This is a genomic window from Halomonas sp. GFAJ-1 (assembly GCF_000236625.2).
GTDB lineage: Bacteria > Pseudomonadota > Gammaproteobacteria > Pseudomonadales > Halomonadaceae > Vreelandella.
Genome location: NZ_AHBC01000006.1, coordinates 15,001 through 27,413, shown reverse-complemented (window position 1 = coordinate 27,413; position 12,413 = coordinate 15,001). Strand labels below are relative to the sequence as shown.

Sequence of the window (12,413 nt, the reverse complement as noted above, 5' to 3'; positions counted from 1 at the left end):
ATGCCACGCTGGAGTGGGTTGACTGGTTCAACAATCGCCGACTACTGGAACCCATCGGAAACGTTCCACCAGCAGAACGAGAAAGGACGTATTATCGTCAACTGGAGGAGTCGGGTGAAGCTGCCTGACTCAAACAAACCGGTCTCCGGAATAACCGGGGCGGTTCATTCTGCTCAAGAGCAGCGTTACGTTAAATGTCAGATCATCCTTCCGCACGCAAAAACTGCAAAAATTTTGCCAGTAGGCACTCATAAGATGACATCGCTACCATGCTGTTTTTGTTGGTATCGCTCAACGACATAACGAAAGCACACGAGACTTACGAACAGGGAAGACGTTAAATGAAAACTTCATTTGCCTACATCAGCATTACTCAAAGCACACCTGTCGAACTGGTTCCACTGAAAATTGCCAACCAAGGCATTAGCTTTTTTATTCCATCTGTCGAGTCTTATAGCCAATTTGCATGCAATACGCATGACGTTAAGGATTGGAAGCTATCTTTCTTCCAACTGTCGGCAAACGTGTGTGTTCGCGTCTTATTTACACCCTTTCCACTACCACATAATGACGCAGTACATTGTCAGGCATTAGCGCGTGTAGGCTGGTGGGAGCGACCACTTGGAAATAGCACAAATACAACAGACCGGTATGCTGTGTCGCACTTTCTTCGTGGCTCTAAAGCCCTACCTGACAGTACATTCGTCTCGGTAGGTGAACACTTTCAAATTGCCTGCGACCGCAACGGGCTTGCTTTGGTTGGGACAACCTACCAACAGTTTCAACGTATTGTTATCTGCCAAGCCCTCGCCGCAGCGTACCACTACATTATGACAAGCAAGATGTTAGCTCTGACCCAGCATCTAAAGCACCAACGCTTTGATGCGCTAGCGACCCTACATGAAGAGGTCTTAGCATTTAATGCTAGCGATTTTTTTGCTCGACCTATTGATATTGCTCGTCAACAGCTTAACCAAGTTTGGTCGCATCTCGCCGCGCATTGGCAGCTGTGCGAAACCAATCAGCAGCTAACCTCACAGCTGAAAGATATTTCGAATCTACTCCTCACCAAGCGTGAGCAAAAGGCTCAACATCTACGGGAACTTCGCTACCAACAAGGAGAGAAAGAGCAACTGCGGACAGAGGCTGAGCGCGCTTCAAAGCAAGAAGCTCAGGCACGGCGCGCATTCCGTATTGATATAACGCTTAGTTTGATTGGGCTACTGTCAGTACTATCCATAGTCCAAATTACGCCTAATGACATTAGCCAGTTTTTAAATGCGTGGGCGAATCTTTTCCTAACTTCTTAGGTCTTGCAGTAGTCAGAGTGTAGGTTGTAACCAGGATGAGCCGGTGTGCATCTAGCCACCAACACAGCTGTGCATTTCTAATAATAATTTTAGCTAATTAAACGTAATTTTAGGACATATAGTATGTGCTTATTTTACCAGTCTCATAACCTTCTAAGGCTCTTCGACGTTGTGTGTGGAATTTGTCCCCTGAGCTGGGCCAGAATATGGACTCCACAACAGCAGTAGGTATGGCATGGACGGCACCCAGATTCTAACTCTCGGCCTGGGCTTGGAAGCGCCCTGGATCCTCAAGAACCAGCACCTGGATACCGCCGTGTCGCCTCACCGACTGGATCTCTATGTTGAGGCGGAGCGAGGCAGTCTCTACCCCTGTCCGGAGTGCGGCAAGGCCTGTCAAGCTCACGACTTTGCCGACAAAACCTGGCGTCATCTGAACTTCTTTCAGCACCACTGTTACCTGCATGCTCGCGTGCCCCGCACGAAGTGTCCTGAACATGGCGTCAAACGCATAGATGTACCCTGGGCGCGGTCGGGCAGCGACTTCACGCTGCTGTTCGAGCAAGCGGCCATGTCGCTGGTCAAGGAGATGCCGGTGCTGGCCGTCTCTCGGCAGCTAGAGATCTCCGACAAACGACTATGGCGTATCGTGCATCACTACGTGGGCTGCATGCTGGGGGAGCTGGATCTGTCCAATGTGGCGACGGTCGGCGTAGACGAAACCGCGTCTCGGCGCGGTCACCGCTACGTCACAGTGTTCCTCGATATGCAGCGCAAGCAGGAACCGGTTATCTTTGCCGTCCCAGGCTGCGGCAAGGATACCATCCAAGCATTTAGCGCCTTCCTGACAGCCCATGGCGGCGATACGGACAATGTGATCGAGGTAGTCTGCGACATGTCGCCCGCCTTCCTTAGCGGCATCACCAAGCACCTTCCCAAGGCCGAGGTGACGGTCGACTGGTTCCATATCGTGCAGACCTTTACCAAGCGGCTGGATGAGGTACGCAAGAAAGAGCGCCGCGAGCAGGAACACCCTATCGCTGCGCTGGGCACTGCTGAAAAATCTGGACAACGAGAACCTGAGACCTAAGCAGTTAGCGGCGCTCCAGGAGTTGGTAGCCGATCAGAGCGCCACGGCCGATGCCTGGATAATCAAGGAAAAGCTACGCTGGATCCAGAAGGCCCCAACGCCCAGAGCGGCTCGATGGCGCATCACGAACTACCTCAAGGTCATGCAAGCGGCGGTTTCTGAAAAGCCACTACTGAAGCCGATGGGAAAGGCCTTGGCGACACTTGAGCGGCACGCGGAAGCAGTGGTCAGACGCTGGCACTCGGGACTGACGAACGCAAGACTGGAAGGGATGAACGGCCTATTCCAGGCGGCTCGGTCACGCGCACGTGGCTATCGGAACGAGGCTAACTTCATCGCCATAATCTACCTGATTGGCAGCCCGGTGGGCCGCCTGTTTGATCAGGCCAAATCCACTTGAAGTGACGAAGAGCCTTCATATTACTCCGTGAGTTGATACCTGAACCACGATTGAGTGGGTAACCCTTCAACCTTGTCGATGGTAGGAAGAACCTACGACTTCGGCTTCGAAGACCATTTCTAATCAGCTATGCGGCCCAAAAAACAGGAAGGCTGGCGACGAAAAATTAAAAAAAAATATATAACAACGAGTTAAAACAAAAAGAATATAGATGATACGCCTTTTTGGCACACCGCTTAACACCGGTACATCTACGTTTTAATCCGCCAAGCTGGCACAAGCGTGATTTTCAAATGGCCTTTTTTTGGACATTTTTGACCCTCGGCCAATGAGCACAGCGCGATCTGGAGCTTCCAGCAGATGAGTAAAAAACCTTATCCATCCCCTCAGTTCAGCGGCATGTTAGACTGACATTATTAAAGTCGTTAGCCGTTTCTACCCTGAGTCCCAGGAAGCTAGTATGCCAGCCACGTACCGTCAGATATTACCCATTGGCATCCAGTCCTTCGAAAAGTTGCGCAAGGGCCATTATTACTACGTTGATAAAACGCCCTTGATTCACAACATCGCAGAAACGGGCGGCTATTACTTTCTCTCTCGCCCACGGCGGTTTGGCAAAAGCCTGCTGCTGGATACTCTGCGCTGCCTGTTCGAAGGCCGAGAGGCACTGTTTGAAGGGCTGTATATCCACGACAAGTGGGACTGGCAAACGCACAATCCCGTGGTGCGCATCAGCTTCTCCAACGGTGTGGTCACCAGCCGCGAGGATCTGGACGCGAATATTCGCTACCAACTGCAGCAACAGCGCCACCATCTGAGGATTGATGTAACGCCACCCGAAAGGATTGCCGACGACTTTGCCAGCCTGCTTGAAAACGCCCATCTCGCCTATGGCCAGCGCGTCGTTGTCTTGATCGACGAGTACGACAAGCCGATTCTGGATAACCTGCTCGACCCTGAACTGGCCCGCGAACTGCGCGAGGGGCTGAAGAACCTTTACAGCGTGCTCAAGGATGCCGACCCGCACCTGCATTTTGTGCTGCTCACCGGCGTGTCCAAGTCCAGTAAAGTCAGCCTGTTTTCGGGGCTTAACAACCTAAATGACATTACTCTCGATGCGCCTTACGCGGCTATTTGCGGTTATACCGATCACGATATCGATACAGTGTTTGCACCAGAACTTCCCGGCCTTGATCGCGAAGAGATCCGCCGCTGGTATAACGGCTACCGTTGGGGCAGCAAAAACGTCGATTCAGTTTACAACCCTTTTGATGTGCTGCTCTTGTTGCAGAAACGTGAGTTCGGCCCTTACTGGTTTGAAAGCGCCACCCCAACGTTTCTGGTCAACCTGCTGAAAGAACGCGGCGTATTTACTCCCCAGTTAGCACACTGGGAAACGGAATACGAGCTGCTCAGCCAATTTGATGTCGATGCCATCAGCTCGGATGCCCTGCTGTTTCAAGCCGGTTATCTAACAATCAAGAATATCGAAGAGCCTATCGTGGGCTACCGCCAGTACACCCTGGGGTTTCCTAACCAGGAAGTTGAAACCAGCCTGAACCAGGCGCTACTGCCTTCGCTGGGTGTTGACGACATTCCAAAACAACGCCGCACCTTGTTTACGGTATTACGTCAGCATGATCTGGTGGGGTTGGAGGCTCACCTGAAAGCCCTTTATGCTGGCTTGCCCCACGACTGGTATCGTAATAACCCCATTGCCCAATATGAAGGGCATTATGCCAGTGTGTTCTACAGCCACTTCGCCGCACTCGGCGTGGGCGTGACGGTGGAAGATGTTAGCTTAAGGGGTAAGGTAGATATGAGCGTCGACTTTGGTGGCCATGTTTATCTTTTTGAATTCAAGGTCGTGGAACAGCTGCCCGAAGGCAAGGCGCTTGAGCAAATCAAAGCCAAGGGATATGCCGACAAACACCGTGCTTCTGGCAAGCCCATCCACTTAGTGGGCGTGGAATTTTCAAGCGCTCAACGGCAAATTGTAGCGTTTGAGGTAGAAACGTTTTAAAGCCGAGCGCGTGATATGTCTGTGCGAGAAGTGAAACGGCGAAGCAATCTAGCCCCTGCGATGGCTGAATCGTTCCAGGTGTCTACGAAATCTGGGGCGGTTCAGACTCCTGCCAGGGACGCCATGCAATTGACATCCTCCGACCACTGGACTCTCTGATTTAGTGGTCGGAGGATGTCAAATCCACCCCAAAAAGCGCAAAGCAAATATACCTGCCGTTACTGTAATGCTCGCCATCAGTGTGGTGATGGCAATAATGTTCGCCGCCAGGGCTACATTGCCGTTGATCGCTTTCACCATAACGAAGCTTGCAGCGGCCGTGGGGCTGGCAAAGAATAAGAACAGCAGGCCTAACTGCTCCCCAGAGAAGCCCATTAACCATGCCGCCAGCGTGGAGGCAAACGGCAGAATGATCATTTTCATACTGCTGGCACTCAACGCAACTTGGCTCCCTACGCGAATGTTGGCCACTGAGAGCGTTGCGCCAATGCAGATCAATGCAAGTGGCAAGGTTAACGAGGCAAAATAATCTCCTGAGGTGATTACCCAGCTGGGCAAAGGAATCGAGAAAGCAGTAAATGGCAGTGCCGCAAATACCGAAAGAATGAGCGGATTGGTGGCAATATGCTTAAGCATGTTTCGCCAATCGGTGGATTGCCCGGGCTGGTAAGCCGCCAACGCAATCACTGAAAGCGCGTTGTACATAATGATGACCACACCTAGCAACAAACTGCCCGCCGAAAGCCCGTAATTACCGTACATCCCCGCCGCTAGCGCTAAGCCAACGACACCGCAGTTTCCACGAAAAGCGCCTTGGACATAAATGCCCCTTTCGGCTCTAGGTACTCGGTAATGCGCCCACCCCCAGCTAAATGCAAATTGCGCTAATGTGGCGACGGCAAAAAAGAGCAGCAGCGGCACATCCAGCGCGACGCTCAAGTCTGCCTTAATCAAGCTTAAGAATATAAGCGTAGGGAGCGTTCCTTTGAAAACTAATGTTGAGGCCGTAGCAACAAAGGCGCTATCAATCCACCGCAAACGCTTTAAGCCAATACCCACAAAGACCATTGCAAACACCGGCAGCGTAACGTCTAGTGTGCGGGAAAATAACGCAAGTAGCTCCACAAGGGCACTCTCAGTCTGATAAGCAGTTACTTATACTCTACATATAGCAACGGTTTGTCGACATGCTATTATTTATCAAACAGCGCGCCTAGATCCTGCTCCGTTGGCACCCGCAAAACCACGCTATCACGCCCCAGCCCTTTGGCCTCATAGCTAGCGGCATCCGCTCTGGCAAGCGCATCGTCAAAACTTTCATCGTCCTCGTCGAAGCGGGTAACACCGATACTCAGCGTAACCGTGTACTCTTTACCTTCTTGGTTTACCGCTATCTCACTGACTGCTTGACGCAGAGACTCCGCGATTTTTTCTGCTTGACTGATAGTGCAACTTGGCAGAAGAACAGCAAACTCATCCCCTCCCTGGCGCGCCACATGGTCGCTTCGGCGCACTTCCCACGCCACTACCTGAGCAATCCGGCGAAGCATTTCATCACCTAGCGCATGACCACCTTCGTCATTGATAGGCTTGAAATGGTCAAGATCAAACATCAGTAGTGCTGAAGGTGTGCTGGTTTTCTGGAAATCAGCAAACGCCTCTTCAAGACGGCGCTCAAACCCTCGACGATTGAGCAAGCCGGTTAGTGGATCATGCTCAGCCTCCCAACGCTGAAGAGCCTCTTGCTGACGGCGCTCGGTAATATCCTTAACCACCCCGACCAAACCCAGCGAATGGCCACCCTGGGAAAGCATCACCACCCGCGCATGAATATCCAACCAAAGCGTTTCATTGTCGCTACGAATAAAGCGCAGCTGACGTACAAAATCGCTGCCAGACTTAAGGCTATGGCGCCACATATCCTCAGCGCCATCCAGGTCATCAGCATGTATTTGCTTTAACCATGCCCCCATGGGGGTATCCGCAGAAATCCCCAATATCTCCAATAACGCGGGATTCATATAGGTAATATTGCCGCCAAAGTTGGCGACAAACATACCCTGAGGAGACGCATTCAGAACCGAATCCAAGAAGGCCTCGCGCTCTTGCAAATTACCAACAAGCTGCTGGCGCTCGTCCTCTACACGGTTGAAGGTAACTGCTACCTGCTGAAGCTCTTGCATCGTCGTCGCAAGGCTAACATGGTCACGACGCCCACGCCCCACCTCACCGATCTGTGATTCTAATTGATTCAAGGGGGTCAGAATACGTGCTAGCAACCACCATAAAAACGGCATCATCAGTATCGCAAGCACGACCCAGATCCACCACAGTCTGTGGATGAATCCTATGAGCGGGAACTCAGCTTGCTCGACAGGCAAAAACAAACCCACTACCCAGCTGGCGGGCCATATCTGCGCGTACGATTGCAGGCTCAGCCGTCCATCAATGAGTGTTTCAACCCCATCCCCCTGCCAACCATCAAGCGCTAACCCCAGCAACGGATTGCCCGCTAGGTTAGGTATAGGAGCGTTTATTAAAGATTGATTAGGATGGTATAAAATTTTACCCGAAGATGTCGCTACGGAAGCAAACCCCTGTTCACCTAACCGCACTTTAGCCAAGCGACCAAATAAACCACCAGAATTTAAGCTTACTACCCCCCCAATAAAGCCAATAAACTCTCCTTCTGAATTTTTACGAGGCACACCCACCAGCACTAAAGGCATATTGCTGGCGCGCCCAACAAAGGGTTCGCTCACATAGGGCTGACGCGTCCCTTGCAGCATTTTAAAATATTCAAGTGAAGCCGTTTCAAGCCCCCTTCTCCCTTCCACCCTGGGCCAGTCCGCTACAATCCGCCCTTGGCTATCAGCAATAACAATACCCTCGAACCATGATAATAACGCGTCGTTTTGGCTAAGCGTAGCCTCCAGAGCGTCAACGTCTTCATTTGTTGCCAGCAATTGATTTAAACGCTCAAGCGCTTGGAAACGTTGATCAACCTGATGAGTTATTTCATCAGCAAGAAGATTTGTCTCGTAGCGTAAATGCTCCATGTTCGTTTCATACAGCATGTTCTTACCCACCTGCCACGCCATACCCAACACCAACGCTGCCAGCAACAAAAGCGCACAAGAAAGTCCCAGCAGTAGCTGGCCTTTTAACGAACGTAGAACATTCAGTCTGTGAACCAAACGGGCTAAATGCACCGGTTATTCCTTCTGTTATCAACTTTCCTTAGCACTAATGTAATCCACTTAGCATCAGTCATGACACAGCTCATTACGATATGATTACAGAACTTACCAAAAAGGGCACCCGCGAGCGCGTTGAAAAGTAAATTAGATTAGGCAAATTACCTGAGTTAGGCAATTCACCCTGACCGGCAACGCCGTAACACTCTGCCTTGTATACAATCTGCGCGGATGCAGCTTGGGCAAAATTGATAAGCACAGCCATTTCACGTATGTTCGCCGACTACTCCTTTAAGCTTATATATAAGCGGCAACCCCAATGGCGAAACGTACAGCTGGTTATACTTCAAATGGCATCCGCAAAATTTCTGCACTTGCTGAATTTCTGCCTGAGTTTGAGTGTTTTTCGCGTATAAGCGGGGTTAAACCAAAACCTGATGCCGTTATTGGCTGGGGGCTTAAACCCACCAGCAAACGTGCCCGTCGTTATGCTAAACGCTATGCGCTTCCTTATATTGCGTTGGAAGATGGTTTTTTGCGTTCTTTAGGGCTCGCATCCGATGGGTATCAACCTCACAGTTTGATCGTTGACCATACCGGGATCTACTATGATGCCTCACGCCCCAGTGACCTAGAGAACTGGCTAAACAGCGCCACGTTTGAGTTCGAGGAGCTTGAGCTAGCCCGCCAATGCATAGCGCTAATAAAGCGCTACCGGCTATCAAAATATAACCATGCCATCGACCAGCCAATTGATAGTAGCGCACAGATTTTAGTGGTAGATCAAACTGCGGGCGATGCCTCTATTCATCATGGCGGTGCTAGTGCAGAAAGTTTTGAACAGATGCTCACTCAGGCATTAAGCGACCACCCAGATGCCGAGATATTAGTCAAAGTCCATCCTGACGTGATTGCTGGTAAAAAACAGGGGCATTTAGCAAATGCAAAAAACCATCCTCGCTGCCGCCTAATTAGCCAAGACATCAACCCATGGGCCCTATTTGATCAAGTTGATACCGTTTATGTAGTAACCAGTCAGCTAGGTTTTGAGGCATTGCTAGCCGGCAAGCAGGTTCATTGCTTTGGCTTGCCCTTCTACGCCGGCTGGGGGCTAACGAAAGATCAGCTGCACTGTACCCGGCGGCGCGTAAAACGCAGTTTAGAAGAAATGTTTGCCGCAGCCTATCTACGCTACACCCGCTACGCTAACCCCTACACGGGTAAGGCCGCTACGCTAGAAGAGACGATCGCACTGATCGCTGATCAAAAGCGTCAGCAAGAACGACTGCGCGGCCAATGGTTCGCCTGCGGCTTCTCCTTCTGGAAACGGCGTTTTATCAGCCAGTTTTTAGGGCCTGCTGCGGTGGTCCACTATCAAAAAGAGCTACCTGTCACACCTATCGCAGGTTCATCTTCTGCACAATTTTTGGTGTGGTCCAGCCGAATCAATGAAGACTTTAAAGCCCGCTACCCACATCACCTTGACCAGCTAGGGCGCATGGAAGATGGCTTTATTCGCTCGGTAGGCTTGGGTGTCGATCTCACCCAGCCGCTCTCTTTGGTTATTGATCGCCAAGGGATCTACTACGATCCAAGCCAACCCAGTGAGCTAGAGACGCTGCTTAACCAAGCGGAGTTCAGCGATGACCTACTAACGCGGGCCGCTCAGCTACGCGAACGCTTAGTGGCGTTAAAGCTCTCGAAGTACAACGTGCCCGGCCAACAGGATATTACACTGCCCGCCAACCAGCAGGTTATCTTGGTACCCGGCCAAGTTGAAAGCGATGCCTCTATTGCCACCGGCTCGCCGGAAATACGCACGAACAGCGCCCTGCTAAGCGCAGTAAGAGAAGCACACCCCACTGCCTTCATTGTTTATAAAGCGCATCCCGATGTTTTGAGCGGCGCTCGGATAGGTACACTCGATACTAACGCTGAACGCCTGTATGATTTGGACGCCAGCCATATCGACATTACCGTGCTTTTGGAGCGCGTTGATGCGGTGCATACCATGAGCTCGCTCACCGGCTTTGAAGCGCTACTGCGCGGCCGTCATGTATGCACCTACGGTCTGCCGTTTTATGCGGGCTGGGGGTTAACAACGGATGCTATGCACTGCCCAAGGCGTCAGCGCGTCTTAACACTCAACGCGCTAGTGGCAGGAACACTTCTGCTGTATCCAAACTACGTTGACCCACGTTCCCGTCAGCTTTGTAACGCTGAAACCGTCGTAAGCCTGTTGGAACAGGCCAGATCACAAAAACATAGTCTTACATGGAAGCAGCGTCTGTATCGCGGCTATCGTAATTTACTGATTGGAAGCCATTGAGTTGAAGCCAAAGCGCGCATTTTTATTTCTACAAGGCGTTTGCTCGCCCTTTAATCAACGTTTGGCGCGTAGACTAACCGATGACGGCCACCGCGTGGTCAAAGTCAATTTCAATGCTGGGGACATGGCCTACTGGCAACTCACCCATGGTCATAGCCACTTATTTCGCGACCCGCTAAGCGAACTCCCAGCATTTATACAGTCACTCTGGCAGCGTTACGCGATTACCGATCAAATCGTTTTTGGCGACCGACGCCCAGTTCACCGCCCAGCCGTTGATCAAGCAGCTGATGCAGGGGTTCGTACCCACGTATTTGAAGAGGGCTACTTTCGCCCTTTTTGGATTACCTTAGAGCGCGAAGGAGTGAACGGTCATTCACTACTGCCTCGCGACCCCAGCTGGTTTTACGAAACCGGAAAAAAGCTGCCTGAACTCCCACCGCCAGTACGCTTTCGCTCATCGTTTAAAATCCGCGCGATGCACGATGTTGCCTATCACTTGGCAGGCCTGGCTAACCCTCTGATAGCGCCACGCTACCGCAACCATGCGCCCATTACCGCGCCGGTTGAGTACGCGGGCTATATCAAGCGCTTTACGCTACTTAAACAGTGGAAAAAGCGAGATGCGAAACGCATTACATCACTTATCGAAAGCGGCAAACCCTATTTTATGCTGCCGCTTCAGCTCAATACTGATGCACAAATTCGTGACCACTCGCCCTATGCCAATATGAAAGAGGTGATGGATCACGTCATGGGCTCGTTTGCCGAACATGCCCCCAGTGATGCACTGCTGTGTATCAAAAACCACCCCCTGGATATGGGCCTAGTCAATTACCCTAAAATTATCGAAAAGCTGGTGGATTTTTACGGCCTACAGGGGCGCATTGTCTATTTAGAGTCTGGCGACCTCAATCCACTCATCAAACACGCGGTCGGCACCGTGACGGTTAACAGCACCGTGGGCATTGTTTCTCTTGAAAAACGGTGCCCCACCTTTGCGCTGAGTGACCCCATCTATAATTTAGCGGGACTCACTTATGAAGGTTCGCTGGAAGAGTTCTGGCACCAGCCTCCGGCACCCAACCCCACGCTGTTCGGTTATTTCCAAAACACGGTGATGCATGCCGCACAAGTGAATGGCGGGTTTTACTGTCAACCGAGCATTGATTTAGCCGTGGACAACTCAGCGCGTATACTTGAAGCCTGCCCTTCACCGTTGGAGAAGCTGCTTTGAGCACTGGCCGATCATCCCCCCCCTCGGCTACCGAGGTCTCTGCCCGTGCAGTTCAGCAACGCTGTGTCTTAATTACCGGTGCCACGGGGGCGATTGGAGGCGCGCTGGCGAAGGTCTATGCCACTCCCGACACCCACCTTGTACTGCATGGCCGCCAACAGCAGACATTGGAAGCACTTGCCGCGGAGTGTCGCATGGCAGGCGCAAAAGTAACGCTCTCATCGGTCAGCCTGACCGATGATACTGCTCTTAAAGCATGGTTAACCGCATTATCGGTTGATCAGGTGCCAGATATCGTCATTGCCAACGCTGGCAAAAACACGCACCCCACTCACGAGGGCGGGCTGGAGCCCTGGGACGACGTTCAAGCGCTATTAGATATCAACCTAAAGACGCCGATTGCCATGGCCCAGCACTTGGTACCGGCGATGCAAGCTCGAGGCAGCGGTCAGCTTGTGTTTATCAGCTCCCTGGCAGGCTGGCATGGCTTACCCACCACGCCCAGCTACAGTGCTAGCAAAGCAGGCATAAAAGCCTATGGCGAAGGCCTGAGAGGCTTGCTAGCGCCTCACGGCATCGGTGTCACAGTGGTCATGCCAGGCTATGTCACCTCTCCCATGAGCGAGGCAATGCCCGGCCCCAAACCGTGGGAGTGGTCACCCCAGCGCGCAGCAAATAAGATTGCCCGTGGCATCAGTGCCAATCGCGCCCGGGTGAGTTTCCCTTTCCCGCTGAATTTCGGCACCTGGTGGCTTGCGGTGCTACCTGCAGGCATCTCCCAATGGCTGGTAAAGCGTTTTGGCTTTCACCACACAGGAGGCAGTTAA

Annotated in this window: 7 protein-coding genes and 2 pseudogenes; 7 read left to right on the top strand and 2 right to left on the bottom strand. The window is 51.8% G+C overall.

Translation table 11 applies throughout. The features are described from left to right. The 4 genes and pseudogenes from MOY_RS17125 to MOY_RS02300 form a co-directional block, all read left to right on the top strand. Positions 1-128, top strand: a pseudogene (locus MOY_RS17125) (IS3 family transposase); the annotation flags it as partial. 213 nt (positions 129-341) lie between these two features. Then, a complete protein-coding gene (locus MOY_RS02310) occupies positions 342-1,310 on the top strand; it encodes a hypothetical protein (RefSeq protein ID WP_009096079.1) in 969 nt (322 codons plus the stop codon). 235 nt (positions 1,311-1,545) lie between these two features. Next, positions 1,546-2,800, top strand: a pseudogene (locus MOY_RS02305) (ISL3 family transposase). A gap of 460 nt (positions 2,801-3,260) precedes the next feature. After that, positions 3,261-4,823, top strand: a complete 1,563-nt coding sequence (locus MOY_RS02300; RefSeq protein WP_009096078.1) for an ATP-binding protein — start codon at positions 3,261-3,263, stop codon at positions 4,821-4,823. 177 nt (positions 4,824-5,000) lie between these two features. On the opposite strand, the gene MOY_RS02295 is transcribed toward MOY_RS02300, so the two are convergent. Both MOY_RS02295 and MOY_RS02290 read right to left on the bottom strand, forming a co-directional pair. Continuing rightward, a complete protein-coding gene (locus MOY_RS02295; RefSeq protein WP_009096077.1) occupies positions 5,001-5,948 on the bottom strand; it encodes an AEC family transporter in 948 nt (315 codons plus the stop codon). Between the two features lie 68 nt (positions 5,949-6,016). Beyond that, positions 6,017-8,035, bottom strand: a complete 2,019-nt coding sequence (locus tag MOY_RS02290; RefSeq protein WP_009096075.1) for a sensor domain-containing diguanylate cyclase — start codon at positions 8,033-8,035, stop codon at positions 6,017-6,019. A gap of 304 nt (positions 8,036-8,339) precedes the next feature. On the opposite strand from MOY_RS02290, the gene MOY_RS02285 reads away from it, so the two are divergent. The 3 genes from MOY_RS02285 to MOY_RS02275 are packed head-to-tail and all read left to right on the top strand — an operon-like array spanning position 8,340 to position 12,413. Beyond that, the gene (locus MOY_RS02285; protein WP_009096074.1) at positions 8,340-10,349 is read left to right on the top strand and encodes a capsular polysaccharide biosynthesis protein; all 2,010 of its coding nucleotides are present in this window, start codon (positions 8,340-8,342) and stop codon (positions 10,347-10,349) included. A gap of 1 nt (position 10,350) precedes the next feature. Continuing rightward, the gene (locus MOY_RS02280; RefSeq protein ID WP_035539826.1) at positions 10,351-11,586 is read left to right on the top strand and encodes a capsule biosynthesis protein; all 1,236 of its coding nucleotides are present in this window, start codon (positions 10,351-10,353) and stop codon (positions 11,584-11,586) included. Further along, positions 11,583-12,413: an SDR family NAD(P)-dependent oxidoreductase gene (locus MOY_RS02275; protein ID WP_009096072.1), complete on the top strand. Its 831-nt coding sequence runs from the start codon at positions 11,583-11,585 to the stop codon at positions 12,411-12,413. The genes MOY_RS02280 and MOY_RS02275 overlap by 4 nt, the downstream gene beginning before the upstream one ends.

Excerpts from the sequence above, each read along its gene's own strand:
- MOY_RS02285 (WP_009096074.1), top strand. The coding sequence starts at position 8,340 with ATGGCGAAACGTACAGCTGGTTATACTTCAAATGGCATCCGCAAAATT.
- MOY_RS02310 (WP_009096079.1), top strand. The coding sequence starts at position 342 with ATGAAAACTTCATTTGCCTACATCAGCATTACTCAAAGCACACCTGTC.
- MOY_RS02300 (WP_009096078.1), top strand. The coding sequence starts at position 3,261 with ATGCCAGCCACGTACCGTCAGATATTACCCATTGGCATCCAGTCCTTC.